The 22,731-nt window shown below is 37.1% G+C and carries 21 protein-coding genes and 1 tRNA gene; 18 read left to right on the forward strand and 4 right to left on the reverse strand.

The window, feature by feature from the left end:
- The first annotated feature begins 12 nt into the window (after positions 1-12).
- Genes JR347_RS06000 through JR347_RS06020 form a run of 5 tightly spaced genes read left to right on the forward strand, consistent with a single transcriptional unit; the run spans position 13 to position 3,721 of the window.
- Positions 13-258 carry a cytochrome b5 domain-containing protein gene (locus JR347_RS06000; RefSeq protein ID WP_205723143.1) on the forward strand — a complete coding sequence of 82 codons (246 nt, stop codon included), beginning with the start codon at positions 13-15 and terminating at the stop codon, positions 256-258.
- Between the two features lie 2 nt (positions 259-260).
- Entirely contained in the window at positions 261-1,091 is an 831-nt protein-coding gene (locus JR347_RS06005) for an N-acetylglucosamine kinase (RefSeq protein WP_205723144.1), read from the forward strand.
- 8 nt (positions 1,092-1,099) lie between these two features.
- Positions 1,100-1,915 carry an N-acetylmuramic acid 6-phosphate etherase gene (gene murQ, locus JR347_RS06010; RefSeq protein ID WP_205723145.1) on the forward strand — a complete coding sequence of 272 codons (816 nt, stop codon included), beginning with the start codon at positions 1,100-1,102 and terminating at the stop codon, positions 1,913-1,915.
- Positions 1,902-2,489, forward strand: coding sequence for a hypothetical protein (locus tag JR347_RS06015; protein ID WP_205723146.1), 588 nt, complete (start codon positions 1,902-1,904; stop codon positions 2,487-2,489). Before murQ ends, JR347_RS06015 begins: the two co-directional genes overlap by 14 nt.
- 11 nt (positions 2,490-2,500) lie before the next feature.
- A complete protein-coding gene (locus JR347_RS06020; protein WP_205723147.1) occupies positions 2,501-3,721 on the forward strand; it encodes an alpha/beta hydrolase family protein in 1,221 nt (406 codons plus the stop codon).
- Between the two features lie 7 nt (positions 3,722-3,728).
- On the opposite strand, the gene JR347_RS06025 is transcribed toward JR347_RS06020, so the two are convergent.
- The 4 genes from JR347_RS06025 to era all read right to left on the reverse strand — a co-directional run bounded on the left by JR347_RS06025 (position 3,729) and on the right by era (position 6,950).
- Positions 3,729-4,331 (reverse strand): SprT-like domain-containing protein, encoded by a 603-nt coding sequence (locus tag JR347_RS06025; protein WP_205723148.1) that lies wholly within the window; start codon positions 4,329-4,331, stop codon positions 3,729-3,731.
- A 51-nt stretch (positions 4,332-4,382) separates the two neighbouring features.
- The gene (locus JR347_RS06030; protein ID WP_205723149.1) at positions 4,383-4,619 is read right to left on the reverse strand and encodes a hypothetical protein; all 237 of its coding nucleotides are present in this window, start codon (positions 4,617-4,619) and stop codon (positions 4,383-4,385) included.
- A gap of 67 nt (positions 4,620-4,686) precedes the next feature.
- Positions 4,687-5,991, reverse strand: a complete 1,305-nt coding sequence (gene der / locus JR347_RS06035) for a ribosome biogenesis GTPase Der (RefSeq protein WP_205723150.1) — start codon at positions 5,989-5,991, stop codon at positions 4,687-4,689.
- A 71-nt stretch (positions 5,992-6,062) separates the two neighbouring features.
- On the reverse strand, positions 6,063-6,950 hold the full coding sequence (gene era, locus JR347_RS06040; protein WP_205723151.1) for a GTPase Era: 888 nt from the start codon (positions 6,948-6,950) through the stop codon (positions 6,063-6,065).
- 132 nt (positions 6,951-7,082) lie between these two features.
- On the opposite strand from era, the gene JR347_RS06045 reads away from it, so the two are divergent.
- The 13 genes from JR347_RS06045 to JR347_RS06105 all read left to right on the forward strand — a co-directional run bounded on the left by JR347_RS06045 (position 7,083) and on the right by JR347_RS06105 (position 22,729).
- Positions 7,083-7,158: transfer RNA gene (locus JR347_RS06045), tRNA-Met, on the forward strand.
- A gap of 63 nt (positions 7,159-7,221) precedes the next feature.
- A complete protein-coding gene (locus tag JR347_RS06050; protein WP_205723152.1) occupies positions 7,222-7,977 on the forward strand; it encodes a hypothetical protein in 756 nt (251 codons plus the stop codon).
- A 40-nt stretch (positions 7,978-8,017) separates the two neighbouring features.
- Positions 8,018-8,287, forward strand: coding sequence for a helix-turn-helix domain-containing protein (locus JR347_RS06055; RefSeq protein ID WP_205723153.1), 270 nt, complete (start codon positions 8,018-8,020; stop codon positions 8,285-8,287).
- 17 nt (positions 8,288-8,304) lie between these two features.
- Complete coding sequence (locus JR347_RS06060; protein WP_205723154.1) at positions 8,305-8,715, forward strand: hypothetical protein; 411 nt, start codon at positions 8,305-8,307, stop codon at positions 8,713-8,715.
- A gap of 5 nt (positions 8,716-8,720) precedes the next feature.
- On the forward strand, positions 8,721-8,984 hold the full coding sequence (locus tag JR347_RS06065; protein ID WP_205723155.1) for a plasmid mobilization protein: 264 nt from the start codon (positions 8,721-8,723) through the stop codon (positions 8,982-8,984).
- Entirely contained in the window at positions 8,981-9,757 is a 777-nt protein-coding gene (locus tag JR347_RS06070; protein WP_205723156.1) for a relaxase/mobilization nuclease domain-containing protein, read from the forward strand. Before JR347_RS06065 ends, JR347_RS06070 begins: the two co-directional genes overlap by 4 nt.
- A complete protein-coding gene (locus tag JR347_RS06075) occupies positions 9,702-10,322 on the forward strand; it encodes a hypothetical protein (RefSeq protein ID WP_205723157.1) in 621 nt (206 codons plus the stop codon). The genes JR347_RS06070 and JR347_RS06075 overlap by 56 nt, the downstream gene beginning before the upstream one ends.
- Before the next feature lie 5 nt (positions 10,323-10,327).
- A complete protein-coding gene (locus JR347_RS06080) occupies positions 10,328-10,846 on the forward strand; it encodes a hypothetical protein (RefSeq protein WP_205723158.1) in 519 nt (172 codons plus the stop codon).
- A gap of 162 nt (positions 10,847-11,008) precedes the next feature.
- The gene (locus tag JR347_RS06085; protein WP_205723159.1) at positions 11,009-12,607 is read left to right on the forward strand and encodes a type I restriction-modification system subunit M; all 1,599 of its coding nucleotides are present in this window, start codon (positions 11,009-11,011) and stop codon (positions 12,605-12,607) included.
- A 56-nt stretch (positions 12,608-12,663) separates the two neighbouring features.
- Positions 12,664-16,494 (forward strand): P-loop NTPase fold protein, encoded by a 3,831-nt coding sequence (locus JR347_RS06090; protein WP_205723160.1) that lies wholly within the window; start codon positions 12,664-12,666, stop codon positions 16,492-16,494.
- 165 nt (positions 16,495-16,659) lie between these two features.
- Positions 16,660-18,453, forward strand: coding sequence for an ATP-dependent nuclease (locus JR347_RS06095; protein ID WP_205723161.1), 1,794 nt, complete (start codon positions 16,660-16,662; stop codon positions 18,451-18,453).
- On the forward strand, positions 18,453-19,730 hold the full coding sequence (locus JR347_RS06100; protein WP_205723162.1) for a restriction endonuclease subunit S: 1,278 nt from the start codon (positions 18,453-18,455) through the stop codon (positions 19,728-19,730). The genes JR347_RS06095 and JR347_RS06100 overlap by 1 nt, the downstream gene beginning before the upstream one ends.
- Before the next feature lie 5 nt (positions 19,731-19,735).
- The gene (locus tag JR347_RS06105) at positions 19,736-22,729 is read left to right on the forward strand and encodes a type I restriction endonuclease subunit R (RefSeq protein WP_235689768.1); all 2,994 of its coding nucleotides are present in this window, start codon (positions 19,736-19,738) and stop codon (positions 22,727-22,729) included.
- Positions 22,730-22,731: the final 2 nt, after the last annotated feature.

The following is a 22,731-nucleotide window of genomic DNA, read 5'->3' on the forward strand; positions in this document are numbered from 1 at the left end:
ATTAAAAACCGCATGGAAGATCAGGAATTACCAATTTATACTCCACAGCAATTGGCTATGAGAAATGGACAAGATAGGGAAGAAGTTTGGATAGCATACCGTAATGTGATTTATGACGTGAGTCGATCTAAATTATGGAGGGATGGCAAGCATTATGAACATTGGGCCGGCCAGGATTTGACCGATGAATTATCTGACGCCCCCCACAATGCGAATGTTTTTGATAAGTTTAAAGCAATAGGGAGATTAAAGAGTTAAGAATGAAGCTGATAGCTGATAGTGGATCTACTAAAACAGACTGGCGGTTAATTGACAGTGAAGGTAAAATCAGTCAATTTAAAACGGATGGGTTGAATCCCTTTCAGCAGGGTGAAGATCAGATTTATCGAGTTTTGGCAGAACAGTTACCAATAGAATTGAAACCTTCGGAGTTGCATTTTTATGGAGCTGGTTGTTCATCTGAAAAGGCGATTGAAAGAATCAAATCTGCAGTTAAGAAAAGATTTGAAGAGCTAAGTTTAATTAATATTCATTCCGATGTGCTAGCTGCTGCAAGGGCATTATGTGGTAAGGAAAAGGGGATTGTTTGCATTCTTGGAACAGGATCAAATGCTTGTGCTTATGATGGCACTCAAATTATAGCCAATACACCATCATTGGGATACATCTTAAACGATGTAGGCAGTGGAAGCTGGCTCGGTAAAAGACTCATCCATGATTATTTTGGTAAGAAAATGAGTGTTGAAATAAAAAGAGCTTTTGAAAATCACACGAATATTTCGCTGTTGGAAGTATTGGAACGCGTGTATCACAACAATCAGCCATCGGCTTATTTGGCCTCGTTTTCCGATTTTATTTCAACGCGCATAAACGAGCCTTATTTTTATAGTTTGGTATATGAGGGTTTTAAAAAATTTATGGATGAAAGCATTCAATATTTTAATTTAGAATGGCCCGTTCATTTTACGGGATCCATAGCCTTTTACTATGGAAACATTCTAAGAAAAGCAGGAGCGGATTCTGGGATCGTGGTGAAGAATATTATTCAATCTCCAATTGCAGGCTTAACCTTATATCATCAAAACAGTTAAACCATTTTATGAGTACTACTGAATCATCATCAAACTATGATCATCTGGAGGAGATGTCTGTAAGAGACATTCTAGTGAATATAAACAAAGAAGATACTTCCGTTCCCAAGGCTGTGATGCGTGCCATGCCACAAATGGAAGCTTTAATTCCTGAAATTGTTAAGCAACTACAAAAAGGCGGACGTCTGTTTTACATAGGAGCTGGTACGAGTGGAAGATTAGGAATATTAGATGCTTCAGAGATACCGCCAACCTTTGGCATGGCTCATGGAGTTGTGGTAGGGTTAATTGCTGGTGGCGATGGAGCCATAAGAAAAGCTGTTGAATTTGCTGAGGATGACGAGGAGCAAGCCTGGAAGGACCTTCAAGAGCATCAGATTAATCATAAAGATGTGGTGATAGGGATTGCAGCTTCAGGCAGAACACCATATGTAATTGGTGGAGTTCGGAAAGCTAAAGAGGAAGGTTTAATTACAGGTTGTATTACTTGCAACAGGGATTCGGAATTGGCTAAATCAGTAACTTTTCCAATAGAAATAGTGGTAGGGCCCGAGTTTGTTACCGGAAGTACACGAATGAAAGCAGGAACGGCTCAGAAGTTAGCCTTGAATATGATTTCAACATCATGCATGATTCAGCTTGGCAGAGTGAAGGGCAATAAAATGGTGGATATGCAGTTGAGCAACAACAAATTAGTAGATCGTGGTGTTAGGATGCTAATGGAGGAGTTGTGCATAGGCAGAGAAGAGGCCGAAGAGCTTTTAGATTTACACGGTTCAGTGAGGAAGGTAATAGAATTTATACGTAAAGATGCACGAGATTGAGCCATACTACCGATGGTTAAACTTTTATAATTCTGCAGAGGACGCTCGTTCGCCTTATCATGGTAAAGAGTACAATTATGACATGTATAGCGATACCATTTATGGCTACTACATTGACCCTGCATGGGACTATCTGGGTTCGGAGACTTTATACAACAAATTGTTATTCGTTGATTATGAAAAGGGAACAGCTGTAATAGAGCTCATGGGAGAATGGAATGATGCAATCAATAACGATATCATGCATTTCAAAAGAAATATTATTGAGCACATGATGCGCGAGGGCATAAGTAAGTTTATTCTTATCGGGGAAAGTGTATTTAATTTTCACGGATCGGATGATGAATATTATTCTGAATGGTTTGAAGAAGTTGAAGACAGCGATAATTTTTCTGAGCCGGGTTGGATAGCAGGGGTCAACTTTCCCGATTTTATTAAGGATGAACTAAGTAACTATAATATTGACTTATATATAAACCTTGGCGGAGAGTTAGATGTTGTCAACTGGAGAACGATGGCTCCAAAGAGGTTTTGTGAGTTTGTAGATGGGCTTATCCAAAGAAGATTGAACTGAAAAGAATCGCAATGAAATACGAAAAAATAGCCAGGTATTTGTCAGCAGTATTGCTGTTATTATTCACACTAGTTTTGAGCTCTTGCGACAATTCAGATGATGAAACTCAGCCGGAGCCGCAGATAGAAAACCTGGAGGATGGAACGCGATTAACCGAAATAAGCATTGCCAACCTCAGTGGTTTAATCGGACTATTTGGTATACCTGAATTGTCAGATTTAGCTGATCAGCTGAACTACGATATTGTAGGGTATGAAGTCACCTACACTACAACCTATTTAGGTGAAGAGATAACAGCTTCCGGTTTGGTAACCTTCCCTGAAACGACAGATCCGGTTCCGATGCTTAGCTTTCAAAACGGTACAATAGCGAGTAATGATGAAGCACCTACAAACAATCAATCTGAGTTTTTTACCTTCAGTGCCATTGCAAGCACAGGCTATATTTTTGTGATTCCTGATTACATCGGTTTTGGAGCATCAAGCGAATACATTTCACCTTATCATCATGCGGAATATACCGGGAGGGCAGTAATTGATTTGATGAAAGCGGCTAAAGAGTTAGCAGTGCAGGAAGGCTATAATTTTAATGGCAAGGCCTTCTTAGCAGGGTATTCAGAAGGCGGTTATGCGGCAATGGCATCGCACAAATTAATGGAAGAGGAACAACCCGAAGGTTTTGAGTTGATAGCTTCAGCGCCTGCTTCTGGCGGTTATGATGTAAAAGGGTTTCAGGAATACCTGTTTGGTCTTGAAACATATGATAATCCATACTTTTTAGCTTTTGTTGCGCTATCCTACAAAACTACTTACGGTTATGATGACCCACTTTCAGATCTTTTTCAGGAGCCGTATGCCACTATTATTCCAGATTTATTTGATGGCTCTAACTCAGGCTCTAGAATCAATGGCCAACTTACTACTGTAATTGCAGACCTTATTCAACCGGATATTTTAGCCAATATAGAAGATCCCCGGTATAGCGATTTTGTAAATGCCTTGAATGATAATTCACTGGTGAACTGGCAGCCGCAAGCACCCATGTTTATGTATCACGGCACAGCAGATGTTACTGTTCCTTATCAAAACTCTGTAGATACCTATGATAAGTTAATTGCCAATGGGGCCAATCCTGAAAGTATTCAATTAATTGATTTAGTTGGAGAAGATCACAATTCCGGTGTAGCACCTTATGCACTGGCTATGCTTAGCGTGTTTAATGAGTTGAAGTAAGTGTTGGCTAGGCGGCTTCTACCAATGCGGATTTAGAAATCAAGTATTTTCTACCCGATGGTATTTCAACGCAAACAAAGCGTGTTCTTCTCAATGATTCTTTCTTGAATTTTCTTTTACCGAGTTTAAAGACCTCCCCTTGAGGAATTTCGTCAAGAAACACACCATTTGTTTGATCATACTTAGAAAGCATTTTTGTTAATGCATGATCATTACAACTAGAAGCTTTTGGGTTTTTGAGATAGTTGGCCAGAGACCTTAAAACGTCATCAGGAAATATACTTGTGTTGAGCAAGGGCAGCATTAGTCTTTTAAACTCATTTTTCCACTCAGCTCCATGCGGGCTCACTTTTCTTCCATGAGTTTTGAAAGTAACTAAATGCGCTACTTCATGAATATAAGTTATTAAAAAAGAGTAAGGGTTTAGGTCGTTATTTACGGTGATGTAGTGCTTTTTGGTTCTGGGGTCGTATTTATAATCCCCCAGTTTAGATTGCCTCTTTTTTTTGATTGAAAGCTTAAAATCATAATTCACCCACAATTCATAACAATAATTAACGGCAGGTTCAGGAATGAATTTACTAAGAGCTATCTGATACTTATTCATCATAAAAAAAGGCCTTAGTTATCTAAGGCCTTTAAATTTAAAGAAGTTTAAAGATTATTCTTCAGAACCTTCTTCCATTTCTTCAACAGCTTCTTCAGCCTCAGCAGCTACAGAATCAGCTTCTTCCATAACTTCTTCAGTTGCTTCTTCCATTTCTTCTACTGCTTCTTCAGCTGTTTCTTCTACTGCTTCAGTAGTTTCAGCTGCTTCTTCTTTAGCGCCAGATCCACCACATGCAACGAATGCAAGAGAAAAACTAACTGCTAATAATAATGTTAATAACTTTTTCATATTTCACAGGTTTTGGTTTTGTAAAGGCCAAATATAGCTACATTTAGAGATTCAGGTCAAGTCCATGTTATTTTTTTCTAAAAAACAACCGAATTGGAACTCCCTCAAAGTCAAAGTGTTTACGAATTTTATTCTCCAAAAACCGCTCGTATGGTGCTTTTATGTACTGTGGGAGGTTACAAAAGAATGCAAAAGTAGGTGTATGAATAGGCAATTGAGTGATGTACTTTATTTTGATATATTTTCCTTTTATTGCCGGAGGAGGGTAATTTTCTATCTCCGGAAGGAGAACTTCATTCAATTTTGAGGTTGGAATTTTACGAATTCTGTTCTCATAAATCTCATTAGCCTTCTCAATCGCCTGAAAAATTCGCTGCTTTTTTAATACAGATGTAAATATGATTGGCAGGTAATTTAAAGTTCCCAGCTTGGCCACCAGTTCTTTCTTAATTTTTTCAGCGGTGTTGGTTTCTTTTTCAATAAGGTCCCATTTGTTAATCATAATCATCATGCCCTTATTATATTTATGTGCCAACCCAATGATGCTCATATCTTGTGCTTCTAAACCTCTTTCTGCATCAATTAAAAAGATACAAACATCACTATCCTGCAATGCTTGAATGGAACGAAGTACACTGTAGAATTCGATATCTTCTTTTACCCTGGATTTTTTTCTTATACCTGCAGTATCTGTCAGTATAAAATCTTTACCGTATAACTTGTAATGGGTATTGATAGAATCTCTGGTGGTGCCTGCCTCATCGGTTACTATGGTTCTTTCTTTACCTAATAAGGCATTCAGGAATGAAGACTTACCAACATTTGGCCTGCCTAAGATAGCGATTTTAGGGATGCCTTCATCAGTAATTTTATCACCATCTTCTAAGTGTTTAACCACCTGGTCCAATAATTCACCAGTGCCCGTTCCCGTGGCTGATGAAATAGGGAAAACTTCGCCCATTCCCAACTCATAAAATTCCATGGCCATGTGGATACGCTCAGTCGTATCGGCTTTATTGGCTACTAGAAATACTGGTTTTTTAGACGTTCTGATCACCTTAGCAAAATCTTTATCCAAATCTGTAAGTCCTGCATGAGAATCTACCATAAACAAAATTACAGTGGCTTCATCAAGAGCCAACTCTACCTGAGTTCTTATTTGTGCTTCAAATTTATCTTCTGATCCGGTGACGTACCCGCCAGTATCTATGACCGTGAAAAACTTACCTATCCACTCAGCATACCCATAGTGACGATCACGAGTAACCCCGCTTTCATCATCCATGATCGCTTTCCGCTTTTCTACCAGTCTATTAAATAGTGTTGACTTACCCACATTAGGCCTACCAACAATTGCTACTACATTTGCCATTTTATTAGCTTTAAGCTTTAAGCCATGAGCCACAAGGTAATTATTTAATTCTTGTAGCCTGTAGCTTATTGCTAATTTTTATATCCGAATCTTTTTAAATTAATTTCTTTTTTGCGCCAGTCTTCTGCCACCTTCACAAAGGTCTCTAAATGAACTTGCTTACCGAAAAATTCCTCTAAATCTTTTCTGGCAGCAATACCCACCTTCTTTAGGGCTTCGCCTTTGTGTCCAATGATAATTCCCTTTTGACTTTTTCTCTCCACATATATTTCAGCACGCATTCTTATGATTTTCTCATCTTCTTTGAATTCCATTATTTCTACCTCTGTGCTGTATGGAACTTCCTTCTTATAGTTTAGGAATATTTTTTCACGCACAATTTCGGCAGCAAAAAATCTTTCTGGCTTATCTGTCAGTTGATCTTTAGGGAAATAGGCAGGATGTTCAGGTAGAGATTCTACAATTTGACTAAAAACTTTGTCAATGTTTACACCGTCAAGTGCAGAAATCATGATAAAGGCATCTGCTTTTACATGTTCCTTCCAGTAATTAAGCTTATCCTCGGCTTGCGTGCCTTTAGCCTGATCTATTTTATTAAGAATGAAAATCAGAGGTACATTTATCTTTTTTAATGTTTCGCCTAATATTTCATCAAACGTTTCATAGATATCTGTTACAAAAAGCACTACATCAGCATCAGACAATGAAGAACTAACAAATTTCATCATCGATTGATGAAGCTGGTACTCGGGTTTTAATATTCCGGGAGTGTCAGAATAGACAATCTGAAAATTATCACCACTAAGAATTCCCATGATTCGATGACGAGTAGTTTGTGCCTTAGATGTGATGATGGAGAGCTTTTCGCCTACCACCTGATTCATAAGGGTAGATTTGCCAACATTGGGCTTACCAATGATACTTACAAAGCCGGCTTTATGTGGAGAAGTTTTAGTCAATCTGAAATATATTTATGCAAAGGTACTTGATTTTAAAATTTATAACTTCTACTTTTGTAATCCTTTTGAAAAACAGAGGAAAAAACTACGAAAGTGTAGTAATTAACAAAGATTAAAAATACCAAAATATACCGCGGGGTGGAGCAGTTGGTAGCTCGTTGGGCTCATAACCCAAAGGTCACAGGTTCGAGTCCTGTCCCCGCTACCATCAGAGGCCCTTTTTAGGGCCTTTTTCATTCGTAGTAGAAATATGCGGGTAAACACTAATAAGTTGAAAAATATTCTTGTTAAGCTGTCATTCCCTATTCTTATTAGATTAATCTACGTTATAAGGCTTGAAATTAGGCCTAATATTAATAAACCTTTTATTACCTGGAGAGAAAAACAGATTGCCTTTAGAACTGTCAGGGAAATGATTTCTAATGATTTTTCTTCCAAAGATATATCTAATTATATCGATAGTTATAGTCGCGACCAGGGAGTACTTTCAAAAATAGAATCAGACTGCCTTTCAACTATCAAAATTGTAGGTGAATATGTAAAATCTAGAAACGAAGAACGAAAATTGTTTATCAATGATTTACGATTGTATGAAAAAAGTAAGATTAAGTCATTATCAAAAATTGGCTTTAATAATGAGGTAACTTCTGTTGTAAACAATTACGTAAATAAATATGAATGCTTTGAACTTCTTAATGATAAAAATTTAGTTACTCCAAGTAATTTATTTACTGAAGACTTAATAAAGAAAGATTATTATCTTCTCGTTAAAGACCAATCAAGATTTACATTACTTTTAATTGAATTGTTGAAGGAGAAGCTGATAATAGATCACTATGCTGAAGTATTACTTTGTCATACAACAATATGGAGTAAAAGGAGAAGTACTCAAATTACAAAAGTCAACACCTTCTCGAAAGCAAAAAACCGTTTACTAACTGATAATTTTGAAGAAAAATATAAAGAGGAACTAAATTCACTTGCATTCCCAAAAACTTCATGTCCAAATGACATGATGACATCATAATAATACTTTATTCCCCTTGTTTGCTCAAAATCAATTTATTATGAGCAATTATTTACAACTCAGTGACGAGTTCTTTGATCAAATAGCTCAAAGAATCGCACTCCTGTTAGCCCAGCAGCTGGGACAAACAGCTCCTCAACCTGAATGGTTGACTCCTCAAGAAACCATGGAAATGCTAAATGTCACCAGTCCGGTGACTATGCAAAACATTAGAGATGATGGTAGACTTAAGTTTACCTACATCACACCACGAAAGGTTCTTTATAATCGCCAATCAATTCTCGATTATCTAGAATCAAAATCAGTTTAAACTAAATCTTTACAAAAATGAAAAAAATCATAAAATCATATAATGATGCACATATAATCTATAACAGTGATTCAGAAATTTTCTCTACACTGATGAATGAGTCTCTTAATAAACTTGAAAACAATGCTATATCAGATTATCAGTATGGATTCTTGCAAGCGGGACTTGACATACTACAACAGGAGGGTGGTATTACTCATGAGCAAAACCAAAAGATAAGATTGAAATCGTACAATCTTAATGTTCAAGCAAAAATGGACTTGGTTGAATTTCTGGAAAACAGTCGTGAAGGTCAAACAGATTTATCTGTAATAAACTTTGAAACTGTTAATAGGGAAATTCTTTCGAAGGAGTTCCCCAAAGCGGATAGGGTTAAAGGCCTTAATTCTGATAAAGAGCGAAATACAGATAATCAACTAGGACATTAATTACCATGAGCAAAAGAACTAAAAGAATTATGTTCCGCTGTTCTGAAGACGAGTATGACAGCGTTAAAGATAAAGTAAACCAACTTGACACTTTTAAGACTATGGCGGGTTATGTGCGCTACAGAGCATTAGGATTTCATATACCGTCCTTTTCAATTGAACGTGCAAAGTGTTTGATACTTATTAACAACCTTTTGAGGGATTTATATGAACTACAAAGTGATGAGATTAATGAGAGGCTAAAAACGATCAAGCAAATACTACTATGATTATAAAGGTTTTGCCATCACCGCAAAACCTCTATAAAAGTGTTGATTATCTGGTCCAAAAAGCAAAGGGAACTGAAGTTATTTATGTAAATGGCGTGCAGCCAGACTGTACCATCGGTGAAATGGTTCAGGAGTTTGAGCTTGTGGCGTCATTAGCTGGGGAAAGACTTCAGCATAAATATCTTCATTCAACTTTGGCGTTTGATGTCAACGACTTTCCAAATGGAATTACCAATGATAAAATGGTTGAATACTCACTATACTATTTGCAGCAAATGGGATTTACGGATGAAAATCAAGTAGCAATTTTCCTTCATCATGACAGGGATGAAACCCACTATCATTGTCATGTCACCGCGAACCGCGTTGATGTAAATGGAAAAATTGTTAGTGATTCATTTAGTAAGATACAAACATTGGAAATAATTACACAATTAGAGGATTTGCATGATTTACCTAAGCATCAAGATAGAATAAATCAAAGAAAAGAAGATGCCTTGAACTTAGTAAGAAAGGTAGGTTACCTTGAATTAGATGAAGCGAGAAATCGGATGTACCTGGAAGAAGTACTCCGATCGGCTCGATACAAATTATATATAAATAAATACAAAAGTGATTACCGATTGACAGTTTGTGAAATGGGCAGTTTATGCAAATGGAAAGCCTTTTATGATAGAGATATATTCAACTCGGTATCACGACAAAACAAAATAAAAAATGACAAATCAAAAGAAGAAAATAAACTTGCAAGGGGCGCTGAAAAAGGCCTCTGAGGATAATGCAGAACCAAGAGAAATAGAAATAAGAGTGGTACAAGCTTTAAATGATGAGCAAATACTAGCACTTAAAGAAATCGCCAATGACACAAATGATTCCTTCAAATTAAATCATAAACTATTATCAGGCTTTCAGGATAGGGTAATGAAAATCATAGATCAATGGACGCAATCACTAGGTCCTGATAATTTTAGGGAGAGTATTGATGCACTGAGACAATTATGCACAGAAACAATTACTCAATTGAAAGACAGAATTGACATAAGTGAAAAATACAGCTTATTCAAAAGGAGATTTTGGACAGTCATAATGATTTCATCAGGAGTTTCAATTATTACGACTTTTTTGATAACAAGTATCTACTACAAAAAAAAGTATGGTTATCTAAAGGACAATGAATACTTATATAAGTTCGAATTATTGCAAGCCCCTGAAAATAGCAAGCTAAAAAAGACACGAGAGCAATATATGTTGTACGATAGTTCTAAAAACAGAATAAAAACGTTCGTTGATGAAAAGCAAAAACAAATTGATACCGACTATAATTTTTATTCCAAATGATAATCATGTCTAATAATTTGACCTATGAGAATTATGATTTAAATCCGGGTTGGATGACATTCGACTACATAAGAAACAAGGTCTATCAAATGAATTCTGAAAGATCTCATCAGGTGGGAAATATTTTGAGGAATCATTTTAAGTCCTACGGCTATTTGCCAATCACATATATCAAGGAGTGCATTTCAATAAATGATAAATATTATAGGTATGAGTCTAACATTGATTATTCAGAGAATATAAGTTCTCACTTAGGAACACTCACGATTAGGTCGTACTATGATGAAAAGCGGTATGACCTATTGATGAAACATTATGTTTCCATCAAAGAAGCAGCTATTCCTATGAAGTATATAGTATCAGAGGAAGACTATCCATTTGATTTTGACCTGACGGTTTGTCAAAAGTACAACCTTGTAGAAATAGTCGATGATCTGGATGAGCACCATCTCGATTTTAATGAAAATTCTAATGATTGGTGGGATTCTGTTGAACTTGCTCTCAGGTGGAATAAGCTTTGGTGATTTTGTTATTCATATTAGTAGTAAAAAAGACCGGATTTTCCGGTCTTTTTATTTTAACTAGTGTTCGATATCTCACCTCTTTAGGTGATTTTACCTATGCCTACCAAGCCGTATATTTAACAATCCTTTATCTTTAGCTGATAAAGGAAAGTTTTCTATACTATGGCCAAAGCAGACATCGATTTTGAAAAGGAACTATGGGACGCAGCTAATGAGTTGCGAGGCGCGGTTTCTGAAAATAACTATAAGAACTATATCCTCCCTCTGGTTTTTGTAAAGCATTTGAGTGAGCGCTATGAGTTAGTTCATGAAGAGTTGGATGCTTTGCTTCATGATCCTAAATCAGATTACTATACGACAGACAAAGAAGAGATCAGTTATGTATTGGAAGATCAGGATGAGTATCGTTCTCGAAACACATTTAAGATTCCTAAAACTGCCTCTTGGCAATATTTGAAGGACAATGCCGAACAGGATAACATCAAAGTGATCATTGACGATGCTTTTGATGTGATACAAGAATTACTGACTGCTTACAATCCACAACTTAATAATATTCTGCCGAGAATTTTTGTAAGGAGTGAATTATCTCCCAAACAAACAGGAGGTATTATTAACTTATTATCTCACCCTAAGTTTTCTGAGAAAGAAAACCCGGAGAGCGACATATTGGGCAGGATTTATGAATACTACATTGGCCGCTTTGCAATGGCCGAAGGTTCCGGTGCAGGACAATTCTTTACACCGGGTAGCATTGTAAGACTCTTGGTGGAACTTCTGGAACCCTATAAAGGCAGAATCTTTGACCCTGCATGTGGTAGCGGTGGTATGTTTGTGCAGAGCTTGAAGTTTGTGAAAGAGCATGGAGGAAACAAAAGCGACATCTCAATCTATGGCCAAGAGATGACCGCTCAGACCCTGCGTCTTTGTTTGATGAACCTCATGCTCAGAGAGCTGTCGTTTGACATCAAACTAGGTAACTCTTTACTGGATGACAAATTCCCCGACCTTAAAGCGGACTTTATCATAGCCAATCCACCTTTTAATGTGAGTAACTGGCATCCCGAAGATTTACCCGATGGTGATCCTCGTTTGTTTGGGCCTAAGGAAGAATTTACAACGGATGGTAATGCCAACTATATGTGGATGCAAACCTTCTGGCATCATTTGAGTGATACCGGTACAGCCGGAATTGTAATGGCCAACGGTGCCATGACCTCTAACACTAAGGGCGAAAAAAGTGCCCGACAGCATATGGTAAACAATAGCATGGTAGATGCCATAGTGCGTTTACCCGATAAGCTGTTTTTAACCACCGGCATACCGGCTTGCTTATTTATACTGAGCAAAAACCGCGATGGCAGAGACGGCATACACCGTGAGCGCACCAATGAAATACTGTTTATTGATGCCTCTAAAATGGGCACCATGGCCAGCCGTAAGCTTCGGGTATTTTCTGATGATGACGTTAAGAAAATAGGAGATACTTATCATACATGGCGTACAAACCCCCTCCAAGGAGAGGACAAAGGGGTGGGATACGAAGACACCCCGGGCTTCTGCAAATCAGCTACGCTTGAAGAAGTACAAAAGCAAGACTACAAACTGACTCCGGGAATCTATGTGGGCACAGAAGAAGCTGATGCCGATGATGAACCCTTTGAAGGAAAAATGGAGCGTTTGAAAACACAATTGATGGAGCAGTTTGAGGAGGGGGATAGATTGAAAAAAGCTATCCAATTTAACTTGAATAAAATATAGCAGTATCCGACATGACGACCTCAACTAAGAGCACTAAATCCTCAAATAGCGATCAAATGACTCTAAAGGAATTCAAAAAGGCCTTAATTGAGTTTGCTATTACATGTATTCCAGAGCAATATGAAGATATATTAGTTATTCCTGATACGAGTGAGGAGAACTACATGTATCTAACTACAGTGGAGCGATCGGATATAATTGATTTTATTGATATGCATTTTAACAGGAGTTCTTTATCTGTACAATTGTCAAATGGAAAAGATATTTCGTCACTAAAAGTTCTAGATGCATTTAATTTCTTAAAAGAATATAATAATAGGTTGGCTTCTGTTCCTTTTAAAAATAAAGATATTGAGAAGTTACTTGATATAGAAAAGGCTATTCTACAGAACAACATAGAGAAGGTTTTTAGTGACCGTAAAAGCATCATGAAGGATTTTTTAGAACTCTATATTGATCAGAATAAAAAGAATGAAAAAGTTTATAGACTATCTCAAGTAGCTAGGAAACTAAACGTAGGAATTAAAACAATTATTGATTTTTTTGGTGATCGCGGCATTGCACTAGAAAGTTCACCTAATACAAAAATTAGTCAATCCTTATATAATGAATTATCTAAGGAATTTGGTGAAGAATATAGCCAAAGTACGGATAAATCTGGAGATAACAGTAGTGTAGAATTGGCTTTGGAAAAGTTAATACAGGATCCGGAAATAAAATTTTTTGCAGCAGGTCATATTTGGGATGGTAATGACCAATTTAAGAACTTTATTTCAAATTCAATTTGGGAAAATGGCCATGTCAAAAATGATACTAAGGCAGTAAACAGAGCTAAATTTAAAGATATTATTATCTTAAAATCTACATTTCAAAAATCTGGAAAAGGTTGGTTTAGAGCAAAAGCTATAGGTTTAGTAGTCCGTAATTATTTGGACGGCCATAGGCTTTGTGTGAATTGGTTTACTTTTAATGAGCCAATTGATATACCCACAGGCTCTCAGTATAGAAGAACATTTCAAACAATAGAACTAGCATATTTAAGGCAAATATTATATGAAATATTAAAGACATATCCTGATCTCTTCGAGAAATTAAATGAATTAGAGAAACAAGAAAATAATGGACACCTATATTTTGAATCTGTAAATGACCACACTTATGCTGAAGATGGAAAAAGTACAGAGACTAATCAAACAGAAAAAAAGTATTGGTGGTACAGTGATAACTTCTCAAATGATTATTTGAAAGTAATTCACAATTCAGAAGAAATAAATGTTCCATTGTATCCAACTGAAATTTATGAATTTTCAAGTGGAGATATGGTTATTTGCTTTGATATTCAGGATCAGAATATTTTAGCTATAGCAGAAATCATAGATTATACCACTGACCTAGTTATACTTAAATTTGATTTGATACCCTACTTATCAATTAATAGTAAGAGTCTGGAGGGTATTTTCGAATCACTGCAAATTGGGGGCGAATTAAATGTTCGATTTCAATCGATATCAAGAACTATATTTGATCAAATAGTAAAACAAACTGAGTCTAATTCAAATGAGGAAATAATTGAGAGACAGGACTACCAGGCACCAATTAATCACGATGGTATTACTGATACCAAAGACTTACTGGACATTGAAAATGATGTAAGGTCGTTTGCGTTGCTTTTAGCAGCTAGAGAGGTAAAACCACCTATTGCTATTGCTCTTTTTGGTAGATGGGGCTCTGGAAAGAGCTTCTTTATGAAGCACCTGCAAAAAAGAATAAATGAATTATCGAAACATCAGGGTTTTTTGGTGGATCCAAGTGATGAACCAGTTAATCCTAAGCGAAAAGAAAAGGACAATTTCTGCACTGGTATAGCTCAAATAGAATTTAATGCTTGGTCTTACCTGGATGCTAATCTGTGGGCTGGTTTGGTGACCAGTATTTTTGAAAAATTAAATGAATACATAACAGATACCACGAAAAGTGGAGTTGCACAGCTGAGAGTGCAAGAAAAACTAAAGGAGAGGCTAGTATCATTACAACGAGAAAAGCTTACAAAAGAAGAAAGGCTGAAAAATCTGATTGATCTAAAACATAGCTATCAGATTGAAAGCAAAAATCTTAAAGAGTCAATAAAAACCAACTTTACTAAACATATTTTAAATCATATTGATGCCAATGATGAGCTTCGAGCAGCTCATGAAGCTATAGAAAAAGATGAATTACTATCCAGTTTAGAAAAAAAGCTAAAACTGGATGAGTTAAAAAAAGAAGCTCAGGTATTCAATAGTTTTATTAGAAATGTCAAAGCAACACCTGGCATAAAAAAGTATGTAATATATGCTACCGTTTCGGTGCTTTTAGGAATAGTCCTTTATCAATTTATGGGTTTTGAATATTCTTGGGCATCCTTTCTTCCTATTCTTACAGGATTTGGAATCGATATCAAAGCACTAAAAAAACGCTATTCTCAAGTGAAATCCTTCATTACTAAGTTTAATGAAGTGGTCGGAGAAAGTGTAGAGCTTCAGGAGGAAGTTCAAAAACATGAAGCGTTAGTTACCGAATCTGAGCAACAAATTGAAGATGCTAAGCAACAAATTGATCAAATAAGCTCCCGAATCGAAGATTTTGAGCAATATATGGTTAATGAGATTCATCAAGAGACTATTAAAGATTTTATCCAATCACGTGCCGATCATGCTGATTATAAATCTAAACTTGGTATTGTCTCCATCATTAGAAAAGACTTTGAAACGTTAAGTCAATTGTTTTACCAAGCCGATAAAGCAAATGGAGAAATTGAAGATGAAGAGTTAAGAAAAGACAGGGAGTTTATAAATAACCAGTTCAAAACAGGTAAAAACCTTGACAGGATTATTTTGTATATCGATGATTTGGATCGGTGCTCCGATGAAAAGGTGTTGGAAGTGATTCAGGCAGTACATTTGTTAATGGCATTTCCCCTATTTAATGTAGTAGTTGGTGTAGATAAGCGATGTGTTAGAAATGCCCTTTTGTTAAAGACTAAGTTAGAGTACCTGAAAATCGCTCCAATTGCCGATGTTAAGAAGTTGGGAATTAACATGGTTGAACCGGGCGATTATCTAGAAAAGATATTTCAGATTCCCTTTGAATTAAAAGACCCTGGAAACTCCGATGTTGAAAGGTTTATTGATCATCTGTTACAAGATCAAATTGAAACAGAAATTCATGAAGAGGCTGAAACCGAAATTGATACAGCTCCCGAGATCGAAACTAAAGAAGAAGTCGAAGAGAAATCGGAGAGTGAAGAGGTGGAAGCTTATGATCAACCTATGTTCAAAAGAATTAAGCAGGTTGAAGAAAAAATGGAGGTACCTGAATATATCGAGCCAATCACAACAAAAGAGCCTGAAGCATTGGTCTCTTCAGCGCCTGAAAGCTTAATGTTAAGTGAACACGAGTTTAAAGCAATAAAGGAGATACTTTATCTGGTTGGTAGTACTCCACGTACAATCAAGCAATACATAAATATTTACCGAATTATTAGGGCTCATAAACGACCAGAAACAAACAAAGCTTTTGATGATAATGATCATCTGGCAATCATGTTTTTGCTTGCAATGAAAATCGGTATGTTCAAAAAATACTCTAATGAGCTATTTAAAAGCCTCAAACTAAATTCGAATAATACATTGGGTGCAGTTATTAATTTCTCATTTCGAATGGAGGACACTTCTGAGGATTTGCGAAATTTCAAAAATCAAATAGAAGACCTTAATGGCCTATCCACCATAAAACCTTTGCTTGATATGATTTGTGAAGTACTTTGTGAGCATATTGATTTTGTAAGCCGTTTTTCATTTGGAGAAGAAATCGATAAGGTAGAATTGGTAAAAGAAGAAAAAGCCTAATGCCCAACAATTAGAAAATACATAGCTGGTGAGATATTTTAGAATTAAAGTACAATATAGGCTTAAAAAGTTATGCAGAATCTATCTGACAAATACCTGAATATTGGACTATAAGACAAATCTTTAACTTATTAAGTTGAAATTATTTTTAATTAAGAACGGATTATGAAATTAACTCAGATAGAAATCGAAGATTTTAAGTCCATTAAAAAGCTTAGATGGAAATTGGATCAAAAGATGATTTGTCTTGTTGGTCAAAATGAAAGTGGTAAGTCCAATTTAATAGAAGTACTGCAATTTATAAAGCCATCAACAATTGAAGATTTGCGTTATGAAGTTCATACAAGAAGAAGTAGTGATAGGTACGTGCACAATGAGCTTCCTCTGATAAAAGCTATATACCATCTAGATAGCGAGGTAAAAAAAGATTTAGAATTTAAGCTTAAACCCCATAACCCAAATGGAAAATCGTTATCAAAATTCACTTCATTTGTTGTAGAATCGGCTCAAAATGAAGATGAGTTTAGCTTAAATTACTTTTTATCTGAAAATGATGAATTGGACATACGAGACATCGCTCAAAATCAAACTCAAATTGATGAATGCATAAAAATTATAGAAGATAAGTTAACGGAAATTAGAATTTTAAAGGATTCTGAATTAGGAACTTTCACAGCCACATTAGCTAATATCAAATCTTCGGTAGCGGCTGGAACATCTCTTTTTAAACTAATGCAACTTACTGATGTAAGGGATTTTGCCAAAATTCCCTCCGCTATTCCTCAGTTAAGGAACTACCTTAGAGGGGTTAATAATAGGTTAAACAATAGATTTGTTCAAAAATACTATTCTCAAGACCCCTCAGTAAGATTTGAGATTATACATGATTCTGGAAGTCTATATCTTGAAATTCATGATAATACTGATGCCCAGTATACTATAGAAGAAAGGAGTGACGGTTTCAAATACTTCTTTGGGCTGCTAATTGAAGTCGCTACTTTAGGTGGTAGATCAAATAATGTGATATTCGTTTTGGATGAACCAGGTGCAAAGCTTCATCCAAGTGGTCAACGAGATCTATTACGTTATTTTGAAGAGCTTAGCCTTAATTTTGGAATTATTTACACGACTCATTCACCGTTTTTAATAAATCGACTTTACCCAAATAGAGTTCGAGTCATTGAAAAAAATAAAACAGCCGGGACTTTATTTAAGGAAAAAGGGTTTTCAAAAAATTGGAGACCATTACGAAGTGCTTTAGGACTAACATTGAGTGATAGTTTTTACTATTCAGATAAAGCCTTGATCGTGGAAGGTCCTGAAGACATAATTTATATATCTGCCCTGATAGACTATTACAATCAAACAAATAAAGTACAGGTCAATACTGACCTATTTTCAATTATTGATGCTGGTGGGGAAGGAAACCTTCCTGCAATGGTTCAAATAATGATAGATGAAGAAAGACCAACCACAGTATTGATGGACTCGGACTCGCAGGGAACATATAATAGAATTGATAAGAAAAAGAAAGGACTTAAATCTGGGATGCTTGTGGTAACTCAGATTAATGACTTTAAAAAAGATGCCGTATCTATTGAAGATTTGCTACCATCTAAGTTGCTAGTAACTGCATTTAATAGTTGCTTGAAGGAATTGAAGGAGGAGGGGAGTTTGAAATTAGTTGAGGATAAAAATGAGTCGATCGATGAGAAAAGATTAACCTCTTTTTCCAGATACAAAAATGACTTGGCCCCATTTGTTAAATCCAACTTTTCAAACCCTAATAAAACTGATGATGAATGGGAAAGAGAAAGAGTACCTATTTCTAAAGTTGGGATAGCCAGGCACTTTGAAATACATCTTAATAAATGTTTGGCTGAAAATGTTGATATTAAATCTCCAGAATCACTTAGGCTGATAAAGACTTTAATTGAAAAACTTGGATTAAAACCCTAATGCCCAACAACTGGAAGACATATAAACTTTCTGAACTAACCAATAAGATTGGAAGTGGTGCAACACCAAGAGGCGGCAAAGAAGCTTATAAGGACAGTGGTATTTCGTTGATTAGGAGTCAAAATGTTCTAGATTTTTCTTTCTCTACAAATGGTCTTGCCTTTATAGATGAAAAGCAGGCAGAAGGATTGAAAAATGTTACTGTTGAGTCTCGTGATGTTTTATTGAATATTACAGGTGATTCAGTTGCAAGAGTTTGTCAAGTACCTGAAAAATGGCTTCCTGCAAGAGTGAACCAACATGTTGCAATTGTTAGAGCAAATAGAGAAAAGCTTTCTCCTGAATTTTTAAAATATTCATTACTCTCAAAAGCTAACAAGGAATATTTATTGACTTTAGCTAGTGCAGGTGCAACAAGAAATGCCATAACTAAATCAATGATTGAAGATTTTGAAATCTCAATTCCTGACTTAAAAGAACAAAAAGCCATCGCCTCCATTCTCTCTTCTCTGGATGACAAAATAGAGCTCAACCTCCAAATGAATAAAACCCTAGAGGAAATGGCCATGACCATGTACAAACATTGGTTTGTAGATTTTGGCCCTTTTAAAGATGGCAAGTTTATTGACTCTGAATTAGGCCCTATTCCTGAAGGGTGGGAGGTACTTCCATTATCAGAAATAACGTCTAAAATTACTGATGGCGCTCATCATAGTCCCAAATCGGTAGAGAATGGCTATCCAATGGCTTCTGTTAAGGATATGACAGATTGGGGATTTACGATTGATACATGTAGAAAAATTAGCGATAATGATTATCAAAAACTGGTTGCTCAAGGATGTCAACCACGAAAGGATGATATTTTAATAGCAAAAGATGGCAGTTACTTAAAGCATGCTTTTGTAGTTGAAAGGGATTTGGATATTGCATTACTTTCCTCAATTGCTATTTTGAAGCCAAACTTCAAAATGCACCCGCATCTAATTAATCTGTATCTAAAGCTAGACGAGGTAAAGGAACGGATGAAATCCATCGTGTCTGGTGCCGTAATTCAACGAATCGTACTTAAAGATTTTAGAAAATTTTCAGTTCTTGTTCCTGAAATAAAAGTACAAAAGGAGGTTTTAGAGACAATAAATCCTCTTATTTCTCAATGTTGGTTAAACAATAGTGAAAACCAAACCCTCACCAACCTCCGAGACACCCTACTCCCCAAACTCATCAGTGGAGAAGTGGGCGTAAAAGATGTGGAACAAAAAGTGGCTGAAGTGTTATGACATCCATGCAAGAACTCACTGTACAGAAGGCGGCCATCGAGTGGTTGCAATCCCTCGGATACACAAATCAGGAAGGCAATAGCCTCACTCGTGATTTAAAAAAGGTAGTGCTGGAGGAGTCTTTACTAAATTTTCTAAAGCGCACCTATCCCGATGTGCCTTCTACAGCCTTACATGAAGCTCTATCTGCCTTTACGCAGCATGAGGGCATGGATGTCGATCATCGGAACCAGGATTTCCATCGCAAAATGACACAAGGCGTTTCCATTTCATGGAAGGATGCTCAGGGAAAGGAATATGCCAAGCATATCTATCCCCTCAATTATGAAGAGCCTGAAGCCAATGAGTTTATCTGTGCAGATGAAGTCACTATCATCGGTAAAAACACCCGCAGAACAGATTTGCTCATTTACATCAATGGCCTGCCATTGGTGGTGTTTGAGTTCAAAAACATGTTCGATGCTGAGGTTGGTGTAGACAATGCCCATCGTCAGATCGGCCATTACCTGCAAGACATCCCGCAGCTGTTTGATTACAATGCCATCACCATCCTGTCAGATGGTAGAGAGGCGTTGCACGGCATGTATGGTGCTTCATTCAAATGGTTTACCCCATGGAAGAGTTTGTATGGAGAAGAGATAGTGAACAAAGCAGAGCTGCAATTAGAAACGTTGCTCAAAGGCTTATTCCCAAAGGCTACGCTACTCAATTACCTGAAGAATTTCATCTTTCATGAAGACCATAACGGCAAGATCATCAAGAAAGGGGCTAAGTACCATCAGTATTGGGGCATTACCAAGGCCGCGCAAAGCGCACTCAAAAACGTAAAGCCTTTGGGTGATGGTAGGCTTGGGGTCATTTGGCATACGCAGGGTTCCGGCAAAAGTATTTCCATGGCCATCCTTACCGGCATATTGCGGTCGCTGCCACAGTTAAAAAATCCAACCATTGTCATTCAGGTAGACCGTTCAGATTTAGATCAGCAACTGTATGAAAACTTCGTGCTTTGCAAAGACCTGGTAGGTGAGGTGCAACATGCCGAAACCACCGATGAGCTGAGAACCTTGTTGAGTACTGATGGAGGGGGTGTAATTTTTACCACCATTGAGAAGTTTAGGCTCAAGGAATTGGAAGAAGGCAAAGAGGTGTCTCATCCCGTTTTATCAGAACGTTATAACCTTATTGTAATGGCTGATGAAGCACACAGAACCCAATATGGTTTTAAAGATGGTGGTTTCGCACAAAATATAAGAATAGCCTTGCCCAATGCATCCTTTATTGGGTTTACCGGCACACCCGTAGATAGTAAAGGAGCAGACACGGAACTAGTGTTTGGAGATACCATCCACACCTATGACATCAAACAAGCAGTAGAAGATGGAGCCACGGTGCCTATTTATTACGAACCTAAGATGGTGCCTCTGAATATTAAAGCAGAATACGCCAAAGAGCTGGAGGCCATTGAAGAAGGTGAAGAAGATGATGTGAAGGGCGTATGGGCAGCAGTAGAAGATGCCGCAGGTGCTGAAGATCGAGTAAATACAGTAGCCAATGATATTCTCACACATTTTAAGGCCAGAATCGCCTCGTTAGATGGTAAAGCCATGGTGGTGTGTATGAGCAGGAGAAATTGTGTAAAGATGTATGATGCGCTTACCGCATTGCCAGACTGCCCGGAGGTTGCAGTAATAATGACCAGTAATATTGGTAAAGATCCTGAAGCATGGAATCCGCACGTCCGCACTAAAGATAGCATGGAGGCAATTAAAAAGCGTTTCCGCACACCTGAAGATCCATTGAAAATGGTGATTGTTCGGGATATGTGGCTTACCGGTTTTGACGCACCCTGTGTGCATACCATGTATGTAGACAAAATCATGAAAGGTCATAACCTGATGCAGGCCATTGCGCGGGTAAACAGGGTATTTGAAGATAAACCTAATGGTTTGGTGGTCGATTTTATAGGTATCTCAGGGTTCTTAGCCGAAGCCACCAAGAAATATACAGGCTCAGGAGGTGCAGGAAAACCCACGGTAGATATTGATGCAGCCGTGGAGTTATGTTTGGAGCAATTTGAGAAGGTAAAGGATTTGTGTGGTGACTTTGATTTGGAAGAGATCAAAGCCATGTCTGATGCTGAGCAGTTAAGCTGGTCTAATAGTTTGGTGGATAAGCTGCTCAAATCAGATACCGTAACGGATGAATTTTTAAGAGAAGAGAAGAAGCTCTCTGAGCTAGTGGCCATGACTAATTCTGACAAACGCATTTGGCCAATTCAGGAGGAAGTGGGAATGATTCAGAAAATTAGGGATGTCATCAGGAAGATAAAATATCCGCCAGGTGCGAGGCGAGCAAAGAATGATCGCATCAAAGACCTCATTAGTAAATCCTTAGAGTCGCACAAGATTGTTGATTTGGCTGCCATGTACGATCTGGATAAGATTGATATTTCCATTATTGATGATTCCTTTCAGGCCATTGTTAAAGAAAAGGGTGGAGAGAATATTAAGATTGAACTTCTAAGGAGAATCATCAATGATGAGATCAAGGTGAGGATGGTGAAGAACATTAAGAAAATGACCAGCCTGAAGGAGGAGTTAGAAAAAGTGTTGGGCAACTACCATAAAAACAGCTTAGATTCCATTGCGGCTATTAAGCATTTGATAGATATAGCCAATGAGTTCAAAAATGATGATAAAAGAACCAAAGAGCTGGGCTTGTCTGAAGATGAATTGGCCTTTTATGATCTCCTGTCTGCCAATCAATCAATCATAAATGAAGCGGGCCCAATTCAGGATTTAGTGCATGGGGTAGTGGCATCAGTCAAGAAGAACCTTCAACTCGACTGGACCAAGAAAGAAGATGCCAAGGCAGCCATTCGCCTAGCAGTGAAGAAAGAGCTGAAAGGGAAAGTGCCGTTTTCAGCATTAGATAAAATACTTCAAGAAGTAATCGAACAAGCCGAAGGCCAGTATAAAGATTGGCCGATGATGGGGTAATA

It is taken from the genome of Fulvivirga lutea, assembly GCF_017068455.1.
GTDB classification, from domain to species: domain Bacteria; phylum Bacteroidota; class Bacteroidia; order Cytophagales; family Cyclobacteriaceae; genus Fulvivirga; species Fulvivirga lutea.

Excerpts from the sequence above, each read along its gene's own strand:
- JR347_RS06095 (WP_205723161.1), top strand. The coding sequence starts at position 16,660 with ATGAAATTAACTCAGATAGAAATCGAAGATTTTAAGTCCATTAAAAAG.
- JR347_RS06085 (WP_205723159.1), top strand. The coding sequence starts at position 11,009 with ATGGCCAAAGCAGACATCGATTTTGAAAAGGAACTATGGGACGCAGCT.
- der (WP_205723150.1), bottom strand. The coding sequence starts at position 5,991 with ATGGCAAATGTAGTAGCAATTGTTGGTAGGCCTAATGTGGGTAAGTCA.
- JR347_RS06070 (WP_205723156.1), top strand. The coding sequence starts at position 8,981 with ATGATTATAAAGGTTTTGCCATCACCGCAAAACCTCTATAAAAGTGTT.
- JR347_RS06025 (WP_205723148.1), bottom strand. The coding sequence starts at position 4,331 with ATGATGAATAAGTATCAGATAGCTCTTAGTAAATTCATTCCTGAACCT.
- murQ (WP_205723145.1), top strand. The coding sequence starts at position 1,100 with ATGAGTACTACTGAATCATCATCAAACTATGATCATCTGGAGGAGATG.
- JR347_RS06015 (WP_205723146.1), top strand. The coding sequence starts at position 1,902 with ATGCACGAGATTGAGCCATACTACCGATGGTTAAACTTTTATAATTCT.
- JR347_RS06065 (WP_205723155.1), top strand. The coding sequence starts at position 8,721 with ATGAGCAAAAGAACTAAAAGAATTATGTTCCGCTGTTCTGAAGACGAG.
- JR347_RS06090 (WP_205723160.1), top strand. The coding sequence starts at position 12,664 with ATGACTCTAAAGGAATTCAAAAAGGCCTTAATTGAGTTTGCTATTACA.
- JR347_RS06080 (WP_205723158.1), top strand. The coding sequence starts at position 10,328 with ATGTCTAATAATTTGACCTATGAGAATTATGATTTAAATCCGGGTTGG.
- JR347_RS06105 (WP_235689768.1), top strand. The coding sequence starts at position 19,736 with ATGCAAGAACTCACTGTACAGAAGGCGGCCATCGAGTGGTTGCAATCC.
- JR347_RS06020 (WP_205723147.1), top strand. The coding sequence starts at position 2,501 with ATGAAATACGAAAAAATAGCCAGGTATTTGTCAGCAGTATTGCTGTTA.
- JR347_RS06060 (WP_205723154.1), top strand. The coding sequence starts at position 8,305 with ATGAAAAAAATCATAAAATCATATAATGATGCACATATAATCTATAAC.
- JR347_RS06005 (WP_205723144.1), top strand. The coding sequence starts at position 261 with ATGAAGCTGATAGCTGATAGTGGATCTACTAAAACAGACTGGCGGTTA.
- JR347_RS06055 (WP_205723153.1), top strand. The coding sequence starts at position 8,018 with ATGAGCAATTATTTACAACTCAGTGACGAGTTCTTTGATCAAATAGCT.
- JR347_RS06030 (WP_205723149.1), bottom strand. The coding sequence starts at position 4,619 with ATGAAAAAGTTATTAACATTATTATTAGCAGTTAGTTTTTCTCTTGCA.
- JR347_RS06100 (WP_205723162.1), top strand. The coding sequence starts at position 18,453 with ATGCCCAACAACTGGAAGACATATAAACTTTCTGAACTAACCAATAAG.
- JR347_RS06075 (WP_205723157.1), top strand. The coding sequence starts at position 9,702 with ATGACAAATCAAAAGAAGAAAATAAACTTGCAAGGGGCGCTGAAAAAG.
- JR347_RS06000 (WP_205723143.1), top strand. The coding sequence starts at position 13 with ATGGAAGATCAGGAATTACCAATTTATACTCCACAGCAATTGGCTATG.